We start from the raw sequence: 19,057 nt of genomic DNA on the forward strand, positions 1-19,057 counted from the left end.
CTATACGCCCCCAAAGATATGCATCAATCCTCGCATCGTATACAGCATAGATTCAAATAATTTTTGAAATAGAATCATAAATACCGGAATCACGGCGACGAGCAATACAAAACTTACTAATATTTTTACCGGCAAGCCCACTACAAAAATATTAAGCTGCGGTACTGTTCTAGCTGTAATCCCTAAGGCTACATCAACTAAAAATAAGCAGCCGACAATCGGAATTGACATTTGAAAAGCGATAATAAACATGGAATTAAATGCCTTTGCAATAAATTCCACCAGCCTTTCACTACCAAGATGCAATACGGTCTGATCAATTGGAATGATCTTATAACTGTAATAGATTCCATCTAGTAATAGATGGTGGGCATCCACTGCAAGCATTAATAAAAGGGCAAACGTATATAAATATTGGCCCATCAACGGACTTTGCGCCCCTGTCATTGGATCAAAAACATTGGCGATGGCAAATCCCATCTGATAGTCAATAAATCCACCAGCAATTTGAATGGCCGATATTACCATGTAAGCCACCAAGCCAATCAACAAACCGACTAACATTTCTTTAATGACTAGCATAAAATACATTTCATCAATTGCAAGGGTTGGATGCTTCATTGATAAGAACATTAAATAAGATAAAAAAAATGCTAAACCCACTTTATGAATGTTAGGGATGTTCCGATAAGAAAAGAGAGGAACAGTTACAAAAAATGATGTGACACGAATAAATATTAATAAAAACACAGGAAATGCATTGATAAGATCAATCATTTTTTACCCTACAAACTTGTAAAGATTATTAAAGATTTGAAATGTATAATCGACAATTCTTGAAAGCATCCATGGCCCGAAAAAAACAAGACCTGCCAAAACTGCAATTATCTTTGGAACAAATGCGAGTGTTTGTTCTTGAATTTGTGTTGTTGCTTGGAAAATACTAACAATCAAGCCAACTACAAGCGCTAGAAGCAATAACGGTAAGGACACTGCTAAAACAGTCATAATTCCTTGTTCAGCAACGCTGATCACAAAATGAGAGTTCATTTACATCACTCCTATCAGATACACCTCAAATGAGATTAAAAGCTTAACAGCAACGACTTAACAACAAGGTACCAGCCATCGACCATGACAAATAGCAAAATTTTAAACGGCAGCGAAATCATGACTGGCGGAAGCATCATCATCCCCATTGACATTAAAACACTGGCGACAATCATATCAATCACCAGGAACGGGACAAAGATCATAAAGCCGATTTGAAAAGCAGTTTTCAGTTCGCTTATTGCAAAAGCTGGAACAAGTGCTGTTAAAGGAATATCGTCGATTGTTTTCGGCTTTTCTATTTCCGCGTATCCTAAAAATAGCATTAAATCCTTTTGTCTAGTATGCTTACTCATAAATTCCTTCATTGGCAAGGCCGCACGGTCAAAGGCTTCCTGCTGGGTAACTTTACCGTCTAAATAAGGACCAATCGCTTGGTCATTAATTTCCGAAAAAGTTGGTGCCATAATAAAAAATGTTAAAAAAAGCGCTAAACTAATCAACACTTGCGTTGGCGGCATTTGCTGTGTTCCTAGAGACGTCCTTACAAAAGAAAGGACAATCACAATTCGTGTAAAGCTCGTCATTAAAATTAAAATACTTGGAGCTAATGAAAGGACGGTTAAGAGAAGAATTAACTGAACAGTTGTGGATACATTTGCTGGATCAGCATTACTAAAAAGATTTAGGTCCAAGCCTGGAAGAAACTCATTCATTCGTCCTGATCCCTCTTAATTTTTTCATAAAGCTTTTTTCTCCCTTCAGCTACATCTTCTAATTGCCCTTTAAGCATTTGACTAAAGCTTTTAACGGAAACTTGCTTGTAATCTGCACCTTTATTTTTTGGCAAGATTTTATTTATAATCGTTTCGCTAATATGAATCTGCTGAACCTCATTTTGGCTAATAAGCTTATCAATTTCAGCTTGTGAGGTAATTTCCTTTAATAATTGGATTGTGTCCCCTACACCAACTACCAGCACGTTGTCACCAATTCTCACCAACTGGATGGATCGATTTGGACCTAAAGATATACCGCCTAAGTTTTCCATTGTTTTCATTTGCCCGAACATTCGGTTCCTTTTATTCACAAACCGTAAAATAATATAGATAAGTGCAATGACGACCGCTAAAGCAAAAAACATTTTAACAAAATCCAACCATGAAAATTGGCTATCAAATTTAGGTGCTTCATCAGCAGGTAAACCTTGGTCTATTTCTGTTTTAGACGGTGTTGCTATGTTTTTACTGGTTGACGGAGCTTTCTTCTGCCCATTAATCAGCATTTGTTCTACCGATTGATTATCTGTATCCGTCTCCGCTTGGACGGTTAGCCCAAACGGAGCATACATCATGATTAACGTGAGTAATAATAGAAATTTACGCAAGCATTAGCTGCCCCCTCTACATTATCCAAGTGTTTTCCTAATAGCCTCGAGCACTCGGTCAGCCTGGAACGGCTTTACAATAAAGTCCTTCGCACCAGCTTGAATGGCATCAATAACCATTGCCTGTTGGCCCATTGCAGAGCACATTATAATTTTCGCATTTGGGTCGATTTTTTTTATCCCCTTTAATGCTGTAATACCATCCATTTCTGGCATGGTTATATCCATTGTCACTAAATCTGGACGAACTTCGTTATATTTTTCGATAGCTTGAGCGCCGTCGGAAGCCTCACCAACTACTTCAAAGCCATTTTTCGTAAGTATATCTTTAATCATCATTCTCATAAAAGCTGCATCATCAACAATCAAAATTCTATTTCCCACACTATATACCTCCATCGACCTATTTAGTTTTTATTTATTGTAAATTCTTAATTCGTTCTGACTGGCTAATAATATCAGTGACCCTCACGCCGAAATTTTCTTCAATTACGACGACTTCCCCTTTAGCAATCAGCTTATTATTAACCAAAATGTCAACAGGTTCACCTGCTAATTTATCTAGTTCAATGATGGACCCTGTAGAAAGCTCTAATATTTCTTTAACAGAACGTTTCGTCCTTCCTAATTCAACCGTTACATGAAGCGGTATATCTAGTAGCATTGCAAGATTACTAGCTTCTTGTGGAGGCATTGGAGCCTGACCAAACGATGAAAAGACTACAGGCTGAATGTTTGCGGTATTGACCGGCCCTGAACCGATATGTTGCGGACCGGTAACCGGAGGCACCATCGCTTGTCCGTAATAGCCCATTGGCATTTGCTGCGCAGGTATTTGCTGCCCAGTTGGTCCTTGATAGTAATTCATATTCATTTCTTGTTTTTCCATCGTCGGCACCGGCGTTTCGATGGCCGCCGCTACCTCTTGACCAGACACTTGTGGAGGCACTTGTTGTGCTTCACTTATTGGATTTGGGACAACAACATCAGGTGCACTGTTCGCCGTAGGATTTAATAAGCCTTCCACCAATTCCTTCGCGAAATCTACTTGCAGGATCTGCATAATATCGGAGTCTATTAATTCGCCGATTTTTAAATTAAAAGAAATCTGGATAAGGACTTCATCATCCGGCACCTTTTCAGTCCCAGCACCAGCCATAAAGTCAAGTAAATCAATACTTGGCGGTGAAATATCAACCTTTTTATTAAACACTGTTGACATTGAAGTTGCTGCTGACCCCATCATTTGATTCATAGCCTCTTGAACAGCACTTAACTGAATTTCTCCTAATTCCTGTGAAGGATTAAGGCCATCGCCACCAAGCATTAAATCTGCAATAATGGCTGCATCGCTTCTTTTGATAACAAGTAAATTATAGCCTCTAAATCCAGACGTATATTCCACTTGAACTGCAACATAGGGCTGGGGAAAGGCATCTGCTAATTGGCCGCGCTTAACTGCATAAACTTTCGGTGTAGTAATATCCACTTTTTGATTAAGTAAAGTCGAAAGGGCAGTTGCAGAGCTGCCGAAAGAAATATTCCCTATTTCCCCTAGTGCGTCTTGCTCAAGTGGAGTTAGATAATCGTCTATGTTAGAAGAACTTTCTATTAAACTAGTGGAATCATCAATTGAAAAATCATCTCCACCGCCCCTTAAGAGCGCATCAATCTCATCTTGTGACAGCATTCCATCACTCACCATCGTCTTCACCCCCATTGTATTTGTCTAATATTTGAATGGCTAAACTTTGTCTCATCTTTCCTGCTTGTCCAATAAATTTTGGGTGATCAGCGATTCTTATTTGTAATGGCAGATCTACTTGCTGATTCAATTGTATTACATCACCAATATTTAAGTTTAAAAATTCCTGCACACTTATGACTGATTCGCCAAGTATAGCCTGAATCGGAAGTTCAGCTTTTTTGATTCTTCTTTCCAACAATGATATCTCTTCAGGCAAGCGCTCTTTTTTCGCTGTTTGCATCCAATAATGGACAGACAGCTTTGGTATAATTGGTTCCAATAAAACATGCGGTAGACAGATATTAATCATTCCGCTTGTCTCGCCAATCGTTGTATTTAATGAAATAACGACAACTGTTTCATTTGGCGAAACCATTTGTAAAAACTGCGGATTCACTTCGAAATCGGTTAGGATGGGGTCAATATTTGCAATCGACGCCCATGCTTCTTGAAGATTTTCGCAAGCCCGCTCAAACAAATTCGACATCACTTTTGTTTCAATTTCCGTCAAATTTTCAACCTTATTAATGCTACTTCCTCTACCACCTAAGACAAGGTCTAACATGGCATAGGCAATATTAGGATTTACCTCGATAAGCAGCCGCCCTTCAAGCGGTGGTACCTCAAAAACATTTAAAATTGTCATTTTCGGTATAGAGCGTATAAATTCTTCATAAGGGATTTGATCTACAGAAGCTACGGAAATTTGTACATACGTTCGTAGCTGTGCTGAAAAATGGGTCGTAAGTAATCTCGCAAAGTTTTCATGTATCCTTGATAGACTTCGGATTTGATCTTTTGAGAACCTTAAGGCACGTTTAAAGTCATAGACTTTAACCTTTCTTTCCTTTTCTTCCTTTTTCAGTTCATCTGCATTCATTTCCCCTGCAGAAAGCGCCGAGAGCAGTGCATCGATTTCACTTTGGGACAAAACTTCTTCAGCCAAATCATTTCACCTCCAAAAAGGTTCGTTCACACTATTGAATCAACCGATTGGTAATATAGACCTTCTCTACATGCCCAGTTTGAACAATTTCGTTTAAACGATCCTTTAATAGATTCTGAACCTTAATAAGTCCTTCCTTTGATGTAAACTGCTCTGACTTCATCGAAGCAAGTTCCTGTATAAGAATGTTCTTTATTTGGAAGTTTCGCTTTTCAAGCTCTTCTTTAGCATCTTTGCTGTCAGCTTGTATTTTTAGCTGAATCACCAAATAGTGACCATCATTTAAATTCGTTGTCATTTCTTCAGTATCAATAGATAATTCCAAAATATCATCAATGGTTGGTTCTTTAGGGCCGTCTACACTTGAAAGTTTGGTAATAGCAAAGTAAGCCACGATGCCTGATAAAGTAATTACAATGAGTATAATCAACATAACATTTACTAGTTTATTTTTCGTCACTTACTCCTCCTCCCTTTTATGTAAAGATCCCATTATATTAATATCACGATAAAATTCTCTAACTAAAAGAATAACATCATCTTCCGCCTCCCGCACGACAATTTTTTTGCCATTTGTTAGCGTAATAGTCGTGTCAGGAAACGATTGAACTTGCTCGATATAAATTGCATTAAGAAAAAAACTTTGTCCATTTAAGCGTGTAAGTTTAATCAAAATAGATGGGAGTCAAGCAGGTTGCTAGACTCCCCACCTCCCTACCTTATCTTTTCAAATTTACTAATTCTTGTAGTATTTCATCAGATGTTGTGATAATTTTTGTGTTGGCTTGGAACCCACGTTGGGCGACAATCATTTCTGTAAATTCTTCTGACAAGTCAACGTTGGACATTTCCAAAGCGCCTGCAGCAATTTTTCCAGCTCCATTTTCGCCAGGGAAATACATATTTTCCGGATGAAAACCACCATCTGCATCATAGACATTAGGTGTTCCAGAGTTAGCACTTGGCTTATATAAGTTTTCACCCACTTTTTCCATACCGCCATTATTAGGGAATTTACCGACCGATAACACCCCTGCTACTCTTAAATCTCCTTCTTTATTGATGTACGTTACCATTCCATCTGCACCAATGCTAAAGGATTGAGCGTTAGTTGGAACGCGGATGGCTCCAAGTTCACTCGTTTCAACACCTTCTACAGTTGCTTTACCGTCTGCATCATAGCTAATTGAAACATCATCAGGAATTGTCGCATCATCTGTTGCTGTAAGGCCCATTACATATAATCCATCAGAGTTTACTAGGAATCCATCTTTATCAAAATAAAAATTACCGGCACGAGTGTAGCTTATATCAGGAGCACCATCAAAAATATAAGGTTGCTCCCTTTCACCAGTATCAGGATCAGCCTCTGGCAGTGTTCCTTTACCAACCATAAAGTAGCCATCACCAGAAATTGCTAGGTCCAAGGTTCTCCCCGTTGTTTGTAAACTTCCTGTTGTATCAATTGTGTCAATAGCAGATAACTGGGAGCCCAAGCCAACTTGGCGAGGATTGACACCCCCTTTTGTTGCTGTTGGTCCGCTGGCACCTGCCATCTGCTGGCTAAATAAATCTTTAAAAACAACCCTTCCTTTTTTAAAACCATACGTATTCACATTGGCGATATTATTACCAATTACATCTAGTTTTGTTTGAAAGTTTTTCATTCCGCTTATTCCTGAATACATTGAACGTAACATAAATATGCACTCCTTTTTATTAAAGTCCACTGCCTCTGTCAGTCGGTAGTGGCAAGAGCTTCCTTCCGGTCCGGCTCTTTTGAAGTTTTATATTAAAATAGTTCCATTAATATTTGTAAATATTTGCGAGCTTGCTTCTTGTCTATCCATCGCTGTAATCACTGTGTTATTTTTGGCGCTGATGATCAAAGCCGCTTGGTCGGTGATTACCAGGGAATCACTAACACCTTTTCCTTTAGCTTCATGAACTTTTTGTTCAATTTTATGCCAAAGTTCTTGATCGATTTTTATGTTTCTTTCGTTTAATCGCTTTTCAGCATGCTTAGTTATCCTCAAGCTAGTTTCTTCTTGAATATTGCCAAGTAATTGTTTAAACGAAGGTCCGTTACTATCAACCGGCTTTTTAACTTGGTTTTTAATATGTGAGAGTGGATGGTAGTTTAACTGATGTATGCGATGATCCATGTATTCCACCACCTGCTTTATTATTCTATTATTCTACTGATTCATAACCTTTGTAATTTGGTTTCCATTAATAAATAAACCATTTTCAAGTTCATATAACAGTTTTCCGTTTTTCATTTGCACAGAGCGAATAATTGAATCCGCTGCCTCATCATTTTCATCGACCCACGTTACTTGTTTGCCAATCATTTGGCTTGCTATTGTTAACTGATTTGCATTAGTAGGCTCAATTTGATTTTGGATCTTCGTAATCTCGTCTTGGTAAATGACCTTACCATCCTCTAAATGAAGCTCTATTACATCATCTTTATTGACGATTGATTCAATCGTGCCAGAACCATTTTCAACCGTTGGTTCGAGTTCATTCCCATCTTTGTCTGTATTTTTTGTGATAATTTCATAATCAACATTTTTGCCAATCCAGTCAACATAAGAGCTTAGCGTATTGCTTTTTTGGAAGTCAATAAACTTTTGCATGGATGAGGACAAATTTGTCATTTGTTCCAAGGTCGAAAACTGTGCCATCTGTGCGATAAATTCCTTGTCTTCCATTGGATTTAACGGATCTTGGTTTTGTAATTGTGTCATTAATATTTTCAGAAATTCATCTTTTCCAAGGGTGTTGCCTGATGTCTTTCTTTGAGTCTGTTTATAATTTTCAAGATATAAGTTTGATTCAATTGTATTTGCCATTTAAAAACCACCTCATTCCTAGACGATCATGTTTAATAATTCATCCTTGAATGAATTTCCCTCAGAGGCTTCATCCTCATTACTCAGTTGATTCAATTCTTGATGCTCCTGTCTTCGCTTCGACTGACCATCTTGCCCACTGCTTTCTCGATTCGCTTCCCCATACTGACTGTCACCTTGGTATCCAATCTCAAATTTTTCAACATTAATGTTTTGCGTTGTTAAAACATGCTTTAAATTATTTAAATTGGATTCAATCACTTCTTTAGCTGTTGCAGATGATGCGATGATGCGTGCTATCATTTCTCCATTTGTTTCAGTCAACTTAATGATCAATGATCCTAAATGGGCTGGATTCAACTTAATGAATAGCTGGCTTGTCCCATTTGGAGACGAACTAAATTTACTCTGCTTCATAATATTATTTAACTGCTCTAAAATTTGATCCTCCGGTATTGTAGAACCAGCGGGTTGGTTGACATGTAAGACATATTGCTGAATGCCCTTAACAGAGCCGCCCTCTTTAATGGAGCTTGCGACCACGTGGTCGAATACATCTTCATTAATATCATTTTGTGCTGTTGGTTCGCGTAAAGATGCCGTCGTTCCAAATGATTCTTTTTCGGTACTCTCTTCATCTCCATTATTTGGGTTACTGCTGTTTGCGTATAAAACCCTATGAATAATTTGTCTTAGCTCAAGTTTGTTCAGCGGTGTGTTTTGGGACCTCTCATCAGTGTTCTTTTCATCAAGTTTTTGAACCAGCTTGGTTAAAAGGACTTTTGCACTACCTGATTTTTCCGGCATTTGCACATTGAAAACCGCATTCAGTTGACTCTGCAATTTCATAACAAAATCTGCCTCATTGATTTCATTTGGAAGCTTCTGACCTCTGTTTTCAAGCTGATAAATTGCCAAAAGCATTAGACCGAGCTGTTCTTTGCTGCCATTTTCGGTCTGTGCCAATATGTGTTCAAAGGATTCGCCAGATTGAATAAAATTTGTTAATAACTGCTGAAATTGCTGAGGCAATTGAGCTAATAAAGCTAACACTTCCGGATTCTGCAACAATTTAGGATCCATATACCCTTCATTGATTGGTATCAAATCCAGCAATTGTTCCATCGCACTTTCTAATTCCTGAGATTCAGGCTTTTTGGAATCAACAGCTTGGCTTGATTTGTCAACTTCAGATAATGATAAAGGATCTACATTTTTAGGTTCTTCCGCACTTGTTTGTTTACTTATTTCTTGTTTACTTATTTCTTGTTTTTTTACTTCTCCATGGAGTACTTTGGCAAACGGGCTTGTCTCTCCATCTTTGTTATGATTATTGAGCTGACCCGAAACATTTTTCTGTTTAGAAACCGCTTGATTCATTACTATTGTAGTCGCGTTCATTTTTTCTCACCCCCTTTCAAAGTAAGAGCAAAGGTTCAGAATTTCGGCCTACCCATTATTTATTTCGGCGTTTCCTTTTTCTACTTCATCTTTTAACAAAACTGTCAACTTTGCCGCTTTTACTGGATCCATTTTTTCCAAAACTGCCGCCCTGGCCTCATTATTCATATTGACTAAAATTTCAATAACATCCTTATTATCCATTTTGGAAAAGATTGCTGCTGATTTTTTCGCAGACATGGTTTCATATACCTTCGCCAGCTCCTCAAGCTTTACTGTTGCTGTTACCTGCTTTTCTTGCAAAGACTCCAACTGTTTTGTCAAGAGATCGATTTCTTCCTTTGACCCCTTAAGGTCCTTTAGTTTACTTTCAATTTCTGTTTTCAGCTTTGCTATTTCTTGTTTTTGCTGTTTAATCGTAGCGTTTAATGACGTAATCCTTTCAGCAGGAGCGCTCGTCTTTTCATCATGATTTACCAAAGAAGTTACATCTGGTATTTTATCCTTGTATTTTTCAGCAAGGTGAAATACATTTATCCCAGCCATTGACATTACTACAAGGGATACAACAACTGAAAATAAAAGAGGAACAACGAAACACGCAAAAAACCATTGAATTTTGCTATACTTTTTTTCAACTTCCACATCTTCCGGGCTATTATTTGTTGGTTGTTTTTCTTCTATTTTATTACTCATATCAACACCTAATTTCCCCGATTCATGTATTGTTGGATTGAGATATCATCCATTACTTTATTCTCCTCGGCCTTTTCAAATTGAATATAGGAATGCAAAGCGTTCTCTCTAATTTTTTCATATTTTTTTACTTCAATGTTCTTTTCAAGGAGTAGCTGTTGCTTTAACTCCATCATCTTTCGGGCCTTTGCCACTAGAAGCTGATATTCAGCAATTGATTTTTCAAGCAGCAGCAAAAAACGCTCTAGATTTTGGATTTGACCAATATATAAACCATTTTTGAATTGCATGTTCTGCCGTTTTTGTAAATCTTCTTTTTGTTTTAATAATTCATAAAGTTTGGTAGCAACATTCTCAAACTTCTGTACAGCCTCGTTATATTCGCCGACCACGATATCTTTTTCATTTTCTTTAATGGCTAAAAGTTTTTCGAATTTATATTTAAATCCCAACGATAGTCACCCCCATAAAAGAGGATTATTGTTCGAATAACTGATTGAGTGAAGTTATCGAATCTATTTTACGAATATGTTCATCTGTTTCTTGTTTTAAATAAGAGATAATCTTTGGATAATAGCGAATCGCTTCATCAATATCTTTAGAGGATCCGCGCTTATAGGCTCCAATATTAATTAAATCCTCTGAATCTATATAAGTTGCGAGCAAATCCCGTAACTTTTCAGCCGCTTGGCGATGCTCTTTTGTTACAATATTATTCATCACACGGCTTACACTTTTTAATATATTAATGGCCGGATAATGGCCTTTATTGGCTAAGGCCCGATCTAAAACAAGATGGCCATCCAAAATTCCACGGACTGCATCAGCAATCGGCTCGTTCATATCGTCCCCATCAACCAACACGGTATAGAATGCAGTAATCGACCCCATATCGTTCGTACCAGTCCGTTCAAGAAGTTTCGGTAAAATTGAAAATACAGACGGTGTATAACCTTTTGTAGTCGGTGGCTCACCAATTGCTAGGCCAATCTCCCTTTGCGCCATCGCTACCCGGGTAACCGAGTCCATCATCATCATTACATTGTAGCCTTGGTCACGGAAATATTCAGCAACCGCCGTGGCTGTATAAGCACCCTTAAGCCTCATTAGAGCCGGTTGATCAGAGGTTGCACAAACGACAACTGATTTCCTTAACCCTTCTTCACCTAAGTCTCGTTCAATGAATTCCCTCACTTCACGGCCACGTTCACCTATTAATCCAATGACATTTATATCCGCTTCAGAGTTGCGGGCAATCATCCCCATTAATGTACTTTTTCCAACACCACTACCAGCAAAGATACCGATCCTCTGCCCTTTGCCAACTGTTAGCATACTATCGATAGCACGGACGCCAACTTCAATTTCTTCATCTATCGGGGGCCTTTTCATTGGGTTTGGTGGGGACTGGTCCGTAGGTACCGCCGTTAATCCCTTTGGAAGCGGACTTCCATCCATCGGTAATCCAAGCGGATCTAGAACGCCGCCGATAAGCCCTGAGCCAACTTTAATTTCCAGCGAATCTCCAGTTGCCTCGACAAGACAGCCAGGTGAAATATCTTGAATCGTTGTATAAGGCATGAGCAAGACAAACGAGTCGCGAAATCCAACTACTTCCGCTGGAATCGTACGCTTTCGCTTCACCCCAACATGGATATAGCACAAATCTCCAATGGAGCTCTCCGGCCCACGTGATTCAATCATCAAGCCGATGACTCTAGTAACACGACCATACCGTTTCAGTGTATCGATTGTGTCAATAGTAGAAATAAGATCAACGGCCTTCATCTTCCAAATCCCCTTCCAGTATTTGGATTAACTTCATCTTTATTTCATGTAGTTGTGTATCGATACTTGCATCAATTCTTCCGAATGAGGATTCAATCACACAATCCGTTTGTTCCAGTTCATCATCAGGAATAATATAAAGCTCAGTAATAGGATTGGTAAAAAAAGCTTTAATTTCTTCCTTTTGTGAAATGAGTAAATCATAATAGAGCGGATGTACATGTATTTGCACGTCTTGATGATCTTTTACCTCTTTAATAACTCTTTTAACCAAATTCATAAAAGCTTCAGGATTTACATCAAGCGTAAAACCAATAATTTTTTCAGCTGTTTTAAGTCCTAAATGAAGAATCGTCATTTCTGCTTGTTCGACATTCTTTTCGTAATCCTGTTTACTTAAACTTACCGTTTCCTTGGCAAGGTCAATAAACGTTTTATACTCGTTAAATCCATCTTGTTTACCAAGATTTAAACCTTCTTCATACCCTTCATTTTTGGCCATTTCAATCCAGTGTTCTTTTTCTGTATCCCAGTTTTGTTTTTCAATTTCAATCTGATGCATCATTTCATGTAATTTGTTTTCAGCATTTTTCAGAATGTTGATGGCTTCCTTTTCGGCTTCTCTAATAATTTCTTCCGCCTTTTCATCAACTTCCTGTATGTTAGACGTCTTATTTATGATTTCATTTGTGCTTCCTTCTTCGAAGTAACGAAAGTCCTTTGAAAACGGCCTTAGTGATAGAATTCGTTTTTGGCCTTCCTCTAATTGTGCAAAGGAAGATTTGATTATCTTAGACAATGATATCATCACCCCCGCCGCGAGCGATTACGATTTCGCCTGCCTCTTCTAGTCGTCTTATCGTTCCAACGATTCTAGTCTGTGCTTCTTCGACATCACGAAGGCGAACTGGCCCCATATATTCCATCTCATCTTTGAAAGTATCTGCCATCCGTTTTGACATATTTTTAAAGACAATCTCTCTTACTTCTTCACTTGCTACTTTTAACGCAAGCATTAAATCCGAATTCTCACAATCGCGAATGACACGCTGAATGGCACGACTATCAAGTGTGACAATATCTTCAAAGACAAACATTCTCTTTTTAATCTCTTCAGCAAGCTCTGGATCTTGAATTTCCAAGGCATCCAAAATAGTTCGTTCCGTACTTCTGTCGACGCCATTCAGTACTTCTACAACCGCCTCGATGCCGCCTGTTTGCGTATAATCTTGCGTTACAGTTGCCGACAGTTTTCGTTCTAAAATTTGTTCGACTTCATTTATGACTTCCGGTGACGTACTATCCATTAATGCAATCCGCCTGGCAATATCAGCCTGCATTTCTTGTGGAAGAGCTGACAGTATTTGTCCCGACTGTTCCGGATCTAGATACGATAGTATTAAGGCTATCGTTTGCGGATGTTCATTTTGAATAAAGTTCAAAATTTGCGAAGGTTCAGCTCTCCTCGCAAAATCAAATGGCTTGACCTGTAATGAGGATGTTAACCGATTAATGATAGATGCAGCTTGCTCTGTACCTAACGCTTTCTCTAATACTGTTTTCGCATAACCAATACCGCCCTGGGAGATATATTCTTGGGCAAGGGCAATTTGATGAAATTGTTCAAGAATATTTTCTTTTTGTTTTGTATCAACCTTTTTTACACTCGAAATTTCTAATGTTAGCTTTTCAATTTCTTCTTCTGAAAGATGTTTATAAACTTGTGCAGACACTTCTGGTCCAAGGGAAATTAAGAGTATAGCCGCTTTTTGCCTTCCTGTTAATCCGTCAGAGTTTTTCGCCATAGCAACCTCCCCTAATCTTCAGCCAACCAAGAGCGTAATAGTTTTGCGAATTCATCCGGTTTTTCTTTTGCCATTTTTTCAAGCTGCTTTCTTCGGGCTGCAGCTTCGGTTTCATGTTCTTCATTAACATCTGGAATATTGATTGAAGGCTCTTCTGGAATCATTGTCAAATCCTCCATCGCTTCCTTGTTTCTGCGGCGGCGAAGAAGCATAAAGATTGCTAGAATAATAGCGAGCACGACCAATACACCCGCGATAATCATTCCTAAATTACCTCGCAGTGAATCCATCATCGTTGGTTCTGGCAATTTCTCAATTCCATTAAATGCTTGCCATGTAACATTTATATTTTTACCTAGGTCCAATGTAGGATCTTTATTATCAATGGTTGTTTTAATAATTCCATTTAGCATATTTTGGATCTCAGTACCCAAAGTTTGCTTTGCTTGATCATCCAAACCAGTCGGATCAATAGCTACTTGAATCCCTAAATCTTTTACTTTATATGGAGAACCTTCAACAGTTTCTGCAATTCTCGTCACATCATAATTAATGCGGTCTTCAATGTTTTCATAATCGCCATTTTGTCCATTGCCCTGTGCAGGATAATTTGGAATAGCATTTTGCCCTGTACCAACGTTTCCAGCAGCTGGATTTCCATTCCCACTATAGGATTCGGTAATTTTTTCAGCGCTAATGGCAATCCCCTTCATATTCTTTTCATCAACCGGCTTTACAATATCACTTTTCGTATTAACCTTTGACGTATCAATATCGGCTGTTACCGTCACGATTACTTTATCTCTACCCATCATTAAACCGAGCATTTGTTGAACGCGGTTTTGGATATCTCTTTCCACTTGTTTTTGAATATCGTATTGCGCAGTGAAGTTAGCGCCAGAGCTACCATCAGTGGATGCCAATAAATTTTTTGGGTCTAAATGCTCAAAATATTGGTTTGTAATGACGATATTCTCTATAGGTAGGTTAGAAACACTTTTGGAAACTAGATGATAAAGAGCTTCAATCTGTTCGTCTTTAAACTTATAGCCTGGTTTTTGATAAACGACAATAGATGCCGAAGCAGTTCCTTGGTCTTCGCCAATAAAAACACTCTTTTCCGGCAGTGATATCATGACCTCCGCATCTTGTACCCCTTCAAACCGCTTGATTAATCGTTTTACTTCACTTTGCACAGCGGCATTTTTTCTCATTTCAAATTCTTCTTGAGTCATACCAAAGCCACTATCACCAAAGGAGGAAAAATAAATCTCCCCACTATCAGGTATTCCTTGAGCAGCCAGTTCAACGGTAAGTGATTCAACCAAATCTTTAGGCACCTTGATTGACGTGCCTCCATCCGTGATTTCTGATTGAATTCCTTTTGAATCTAATGTAGCTTTTATTTGCCCAGTTTCTTCGGGCGATAAATTGCTATACAGAGGGACTAGATTCGGTCTTGAAGCAAAAATTGAAACGAGAACGATCAGCACAATGATGGAAACTGCAGAACCGCCAAGCATAATCTTTTGTTTTTTGGTTTTCGCATTCCAAAGATTTATGATTTTATTTTTGAAGTTTATTAGCTTCTCGTTCATAGTGGCCCCCAGCGTATTCCTCTATTAATCTTTTCTGTATATAAATCTAAGGTGCAAAACTCTATTGATGTGGTTAAGATGAATTAAACTTGCATTCTCATAACTTCTTTATAGGCATCGATCACTTTATTGCGGACTTCTATTGTCGCTTGCAACGTGATGCTTGCCTTTTGTGCAGCAATCATCACGTCATGTATATCAGTGATTTCACCTTTTATAAATTTTTCGGTTGTTTGATCCGATTCTATTTGTGATTTATTAAGTTCATCAATGGCATTACTTAAGGCACTAGAAAATTTTTTATTGGCCTCAGCCACAGTCACCTTTGTCTGCTTTTGGTTAGCTAGCCTATTAATAGACTCATTTAACGAAAAGGGTGAAATTCGTTCCAAATTGAATTACCTCCTACCTACTTTCCAATCTCCAAAGCTTTCATCAACATCCCCTTCGTTGCATTAAAAGCTGTCACGTTCGCTTCATATGATCTTGTTGCGCTCATCAAATCAATCATTTCCTTAAGAGGATCAACATTAGGCATTGCTACATACCCATCTGCATTTGCATCCGGATGATCAGGATTATAAACAAGCGTAAATGGTGTCTGATCTTCCACGACAGCTCCAACCTTAACACCTTGACCTGGTGTTTTTGAATCTTTCATTGCCTTATTTAAGTAACTGTTGAACGAAGGTCCAGCCGCTTCAAATTCTACCATTTTTCTACGATATGGCTGCCATTGTCCATTCACAAAATTCGCCCGTGTTGTTTCAGCATTGGCCATATTCGATGAAATTACATCCATACGGAAGCGCTGTGCTGTCAAAGCAGAAGCTGATGTGTTCATTCCATTAAAGACTCGCATTATGAATTACCCCCTTTTAATGCCTCTTTCAATGAATTAAACTTACCATTCATTCTGTCTACCAAAACATTATAGTAAATTTGGTTTTCAGCCATCTCTGCCATTTCTTTATCAATATCCACATTATTTCCATTATGGTTATAGGAGGTAGTGGCGTTAGTGGTAACGGCACTAGCAGAACTTCCACGCTTAAATTCCAAATGTCTTTCATCCAACCGCTCTGCTTTCAATGTCGCTCGATCCAATTCAGTTTTAAAACTTACTTCCTGAGCCTTATAGTTAGGGGTATCAACATTAGCGATATTATTTGAAATCACTTTTTGTTTTAGCGATGAATAGGCCAAAGCATTTTCTAATTGCTGTATTGAATTTGAAAATAGTTTCATAGTACATCCCCCACTCAATCATTTTACTACTCGATTAGCGCAAAAGAATTAAGAAAATGTTCCCATGCTTAAGAAGCGAACCAGGGAATTTAATAAACACAATTTAGAATTTATTATAAATCATTTGCCTACAAAAGATAACAAAAAAATCAAAATGTCGACAAATATATATATAATTGGGATAATCGACCTATTTTTCTAATATAATGCTTTGGTCGCAAATTACTCTATTATAGGTATTATTTGGATATAAAAAAAGCTGCCCTATTAGAACCAGCAATAACCAGTTTCAATAGGGCAGCTTTTGATTTTTAATTAATTAGTTTTTAATTTTGATAACTCAACTAGGAATTTATCGTTTAATACTTTAATATAAGTTCCCTTCATTCCTAGAGAGCGCGATTCAATGACACCAGCACTTTCTAATTTTCTCAAAGCATTGACGATTACTGAGCGGGTAATTCCAACCCGGTCGGCAATTTTACTTGCAACAAGCAAGCCTTCATTACCTTCAAGTTCGTCAAAGATGTGCTCAATCGCTTCCAACTCACTATAGGAAAGTGAACTAATTGCCATTTGTACAACAGCTTTACTTCTTGCCTCTTCTTCAATTTCTTCCGCTTTTTCACGAAGAATTTCCATTCCAACAACCGTCGCTCCATATTCAGCTAAAATAAGGTCGTCATCAGAAAAGACCTCTTGAACTCTGGCAAGGATCAATGTACCTAAACGCTCACCACCGCCATTAATAGGAACAATAGTCGTTAAACCTGATTGGAAAATATCGCTGTTTTCTACAGGAAAAGCAGTGTATTCGCTATTAATACCAAGGTTAGCAGACGTTTCCGTAACATTAAATAAATTATTTGTATATTCCGTTGGAAACTGTCTTTCTTCTAACATCATTTTCATTCGTTCATTTTCAATTTGTTGTTTAATAGCGAAACCTAATAATTTACCGCGTCTGCTTACAACGTAAACATTTGCTTCAATGACATCACATAATGTTTCTGCCATTTCTTTAAAGTTTACCGGTTTTCCCCCTACTTTTTGTAGCATTGCATTAATTTGTCTTGTTTTATCAAGTAACTTCATTTTAAATCCTCCTAAATTCGAACACAAATAATTACAAGATATATTGGCTTAAATCTTTATTTCTTGCGATTGTACTTAGTTTTTCTTCTACATATTCTGGTGTAATCATCACTTTTTCTAAAGTAATATCTGAGGCCTCAAAAGATAAATCCTCTAACAGCCGCTCTAGAATTGTATGGAGTCTTCGTGCCCCAATATTATCTGTCTCTTGGTTCACATCGTACGCAATTGTCGCAATCTTACGAATAGCATCGTCAGAAAATTCAAGTTTTATACCTTCTGTCTGTAATAAAGCTTCATATTGTTTTAAAAGAGCATTGTTTGGCTCCGTTAGGATACGAACAAAGTCATCAACTGACAAACTTGTAAGTTCAACTCGGATTGGGAAACGGCCCTGCAGCTCTGGTATTAAATCAGATGGCTTTGCCATATGAAAAGCACCAGCGGCCACGAATAAAATGTGGTCTGTTTTTACGGGACCATATTTTGTTACCACTGTCGATCCTTCCACTATTGGCAAAATGTCTCGCTGCACTCCTTCTCTTGAAACATCTGCGGAATTTTGGTTTTTACCGGCAATTTTATCAATTTCATCGATAAAAATCATTCCCATTTGTTCTGCCTTTGAAACGGCTTCGCCTGTTACTTCATCCATATCAATCAATTTATTTGCTTCATCCTGTGTTAATACTTTTCTAGCTTCGCTTACTGTAAGCCTACGTTTCTTCTTCTTTTTTGGCATTAAGGAGCCAAGCGCATCCTGCATATTCATACCCATTTGCTCCATGCCGGAACCTTGCAATAGGTCGAACATAGACGTCTGCTGCTCCTCTATCTCGACAGTGACAAGATAATCTTCTAATTCACCAAGCGCTAATTTGTGAGCCGTCTGCTTTCTTCTCTGCGCAATATTTCCATCTTCATTGGGCTCTTGATCAGAATCCTGATTCTGATTTTGTCCGCCAAAAAATATTTCCAACGGATTCCGATATTGTGTTTTGTTCTCTTTAGTAGGAACTAACAATTCAACAATCCGTTTGTTGGCATTTTCCTCCGCTTTTGTGCGAACACTTTGCATTTTCTCCTCTTTTACAAGGCGAATCGAAGTTTCTACAAGATCACGAACCATTGATTCCACATCTCTACCTACATAACCAACTTCTGTAAACTTCGTTGCTTCAACCTTTATAAACGGCGCTCCGACTAATTTCGCAAGTCTTCTGGCAATTTCCGTCTTACCAACACCTGTTGGCCCTATCATTAAAATATTTTTAGGGGTAATTTCATCACGAAGTTTGTCATCTAGAAGCCTTCGACGATAGCGATTCCGAAGAGCAACAGCAACCGCACGTTTCGCCTTATCCTGCCCTACGATAAATTGATCAAGACGTTCAACTATTTGACGTGGAGTTAAATCCTTTTTCATCCTTGATTCCTC

24 protein-coding genes are annotated in these 19,057 nt (G+C 38.2%); all 24 read right to left on the reverse strand.

Annotated elements, in window-relative coordinates:
- Complete coding sequence (gene fliR / locus ACNQFZ_RS03055) at positions 1–777, reverse strand: flagellar biosynthetic protein FliR (protein ID WP_458413886.1); 777 nt, start codon at positions 775–777, stop codon at positions 1–3.
- A gap of 3 nt (positions 778–780) precedes the next feature.
- The gene (gene fliQ, locus ACNQFZ_RS03060) at positions 781–1,050 is read right to left on the reverse strand and encodes a flagellar biosynthesis protein FliQ (RefSeq protein WP_458413887.1); all 270 of its coding nucleotides are present in this window, start codon (positions 1,048–1,050) and stop codon (positions 781–783) included.
- A gap of 35 nt (positions 1,051–1,085) precedes the next feature.
- The gene (gene fliP, locus ACNQFZ_RS03065; RefSeq protein WP_458413888.1) at positions 1,086–1,766 is read right to left on the reverse strand and encodes a flagellar type III secretion system pore protein FliP; all 681 of its coding nucleotides are present in this window, start codon (positions 1,764–1,766) and stop codon (positions 1,086–1,088) included.
- Positions 1,763–2,437: a flagellar biosynthetic protein FliO gene (fliO, locus tag ACNQFZ_RS03070; RefSeq protein WP_458413889.1), complete on the reverse strand. Its 675-nt coding sequence runs from the start codon at positions 2,435–2,437 to the stop codon at positions 1,763–1,765. Before fliO ends, fliP begins: the two co-directional genes overlap by 4 nt.
- A 21-nt stretch (positions 2,438–2,458) precedes the next feature.
- A complete protein-coding gene (locus tag ACNQFZ_RS03075; protein ID WP_458413890.1) occupies positions 2,459–2,821 on the reverse strand; it encodes a response regulator in 363 nt (120 codons plus the stop codon).
- Positions 2,822–2,855: 34 nt separating this feature from the next.
- The gene (fliY, locus tag ACNQFZ_RS03080) at positions 2,856–4,142 is read right to left on the reverse strand and encodes a flagellar motor switch phosphatase FliY (RefSeq protein WP_458413891.1); all 1,287 of its coding nucleotides are present in this window, start codon (positions 4,140–4,142) and stop codon (positions 2,856–2,858) included.
- Positions 4,132–5,130: a flagellar motor switch protein FliM gene (gene fliM, locus ACNQFZ_RS03085; RefSeq protein ID WP_458413892.1), complete on the reverse strand. Its 999-nt coding sequence runs from the start codon at positions 5,128–5,130 to the stop codon at positions 4,132–4,134. The genes fliY and fliM overlap by 11 nt, the downstream gene beginning before the upstream one ends.
- Positions 5,131–5,161: 31 nt before the next feature.
- The gene (fliL, locus tag ACNQFZ_RS03090) at positions 5,162–5,590 is read right to left on the reverse strand and encodes a flagellar basal body-associated protein FliL (RefSeq protein WP_458413893.1); all 429 of its coding nucleotides are present in this window, start codon (positions 5,588–5,590) and stop codon (positions 5,162–5,164) included.
- Positions 5,591–5,803, reverse strand: coding sequence for a flagellar FlbD family protein (locus ACNQFZ_RS03095; RefSeq protein ID WP_458413894.1), 213 nt, complete (start codon positions 5,801–5,803; stop codon positions 5,591–5,593).
- A gap of 46 nt (positions 5,804–5,849) precedes the next feature.
- Positions 5,850–6,830, reverse strand: a complete 981-nt coding sequence (locus ACNQFZ_RS03100) for a flagellar basal-body rod protein FlgG (RefSeq protein WP_458413895.1) — start codon at positions 6,828–6,830, stop codon at positions 5,850–5,852.
- Between the two features lie 87 nt (positions 6,831–6,917).
- A complete protein-coding gene (locus ACNQFZ_RS03105) occupies positions 6,918–7,295 on the reverse strand; it encodes a TIGR02530 family flagellar biosynthesis protein (protein WP_458413896.1) in 378 nt (125 codons plus the stop codon).
- A gap of 33 nt (positions 7,296–7,328) precedes the next feature.
- Positions 7,329–7,988 carry a flagellar hook assembly protein FlgD gene (flgD, locus tag ACNQFZ_RS03110; RefSeq protein WP_458413897.1) on the reverse strand — a complete coding sequence of 220 codons (660 nt, stop codon included), beginning with the start codon at positions 7,986–7,988 and terminating at the stop codon, positions 7,329–7,331.
- Positions 7,989–8,006: 18 nt separating this feature from the next.
- Complete coding sequence (locus ACNQFZ_RS03115) at positions 8,007–9,389, reverse strand: flagellar hook-length control protein FliK (protein WP_458413898.1); 1,383 nt, start codon at positions 9,387–9,389, stop codon at positions 8,007–8,009.
- Positions 9,390–9,437: 48 nt separating this feature from the next.
- Complete coding sequence (locus tag ACNQFZ_RS03120) at positions 9,438–10,085, reverse strand: MotE family protein (RefSeq protein WP_458413899.1); 648 nt, start codon at positions 10,083–10,085, stop codon at positions 9,438–9,440.
- Positions 10,086–10,093: 8 nt separating this feature from the next.
- Positions 10,094–10,537: a flagellar export protein FliJ gene (gene fliJ / locus ACNQFZ_RS03125; protein WP_458413900.1), complete on the reverse strand. Its 444-nt coding sequence runs from the start codon at positions 10,535–10,537 to the stop codon at positions 10,094–10,096.
- Positions 10,538–10,562: 25 nt separating this feature from the next.
- A complete protein-coding gene (fliI, locus tag ACNQFZ_RS03130) occupies positions 10,563–11,873 on the reverse strand; it encodes a flagellar protein export ATPase FliI (protein ID WP_458413901.1) in 1,311 nt (436 codons plus the stop codon).
- On the reverse strand, positions 11,860–12,672 hold the full coding sequence (gene fliH, locus ACNQFZ_RS03135; protein ID WP_458413902.1) for a flagellar assembly protein FliH: 813 nt from the start codon (positions 12,670–12,672) through the stop codon (positions 11,860–11,862). Before fliH ends, fliI begins: the two co-directional genes overlap by 14 nt.
- Complete coding sequence (gene fliG / locus ACNQFZ_RS03140; RefSeq protein WP_458413903.1) at positions 12,665–13,678, reverse strand: flagellar motor switch protein FliG; 1,014 nt, start codon at positions 13,676–13,678, stop codon at positions 12,665–12,667. Before fliG ends, fliH begins: the two co-directional genes overlap by 8 nt.
- 11 nt (positions 13,679–13,689) lie before the next feature.
- Positions 13,690–15,276, reverse strand: coding sequence for a flagellar basal-body MS-ring/collar protein FliF (gene fliF / locus ACNQFZ_RS03145; RefSeq protein ID WP_458413904.1), 1,587 nt, complete (start codon positions 15,274–15,276; stop codon positions 13,690–13,692).
- A gap of 83 nt (positions 15,277–15,359) precedes the next feature.
- Positions 15,360–15,668 carry a flagellar hook-basal body complex protein FliE gene (gene fliE / locus ACNQFZ_RS03150; RefSeq protein ID WP_458413905.1) on the reverse strand — a complete coding sequence of 103 codons (309 nt, stop codon included), beginning with the start codon at positions 15,666–15,668 and terminating at the stop codon, positions 15,360–15,362.
- Between the two features lie 17 nt (positions 15,669–15,685).
- Entirely contained in the window at positions 15,686–16,138 is a 453-nt protein-coding gene (gene flgC, locus ACNQFZ_RS03155; protein WP_458413906.1) for a flagellar basal body rod protein FlgC, read from the reverse strand.
- A complete protein-coding gene (gene flgB / locus ACNQFZ_RS03160; RefSeq protein WP_458413907.1) occupies positions 16,138–16,524 on the reverse strand; it encodes a flagellar basal body rod protein FlgB in 387 nt (128 codons plus the stop codon). Before flgB ends, flgC begins: the two co-directional genes overlap by 1 nt.
- Before the next feature lie 315 nt (positions 16,525–16,839).
- Complete coding sequence (codY, locus tag ACNQFZ_RS03165; protein WP_458413908.1) at positions 16,840–17,619, reverse strand: GTP-sensing pleiotropic transcriptional regulator CodY; 780 nt, start codon at positions 17,617–17,619, stop codon at positions 16,840–16,842.
- A 31-nt stretch (positions 17,620–17,650) separates the two neighbouring features.
- A complete protein-coding gene (hslU, locus tag ACNQFZ_RS03170) occupies positions 17,651–19,045 on the reverse strand; it encodes an HslU--HslV peptidase ATPase subunit (RefSeq protein WP_458413909.1) in 1,395 nt (464 codons plus the stop codon).
- Positions 19,046–19,057: the final 12 nt, after the last annotated feature.

The organism is Schinkia acidoalkalinis (assembly GCF_054301215.1).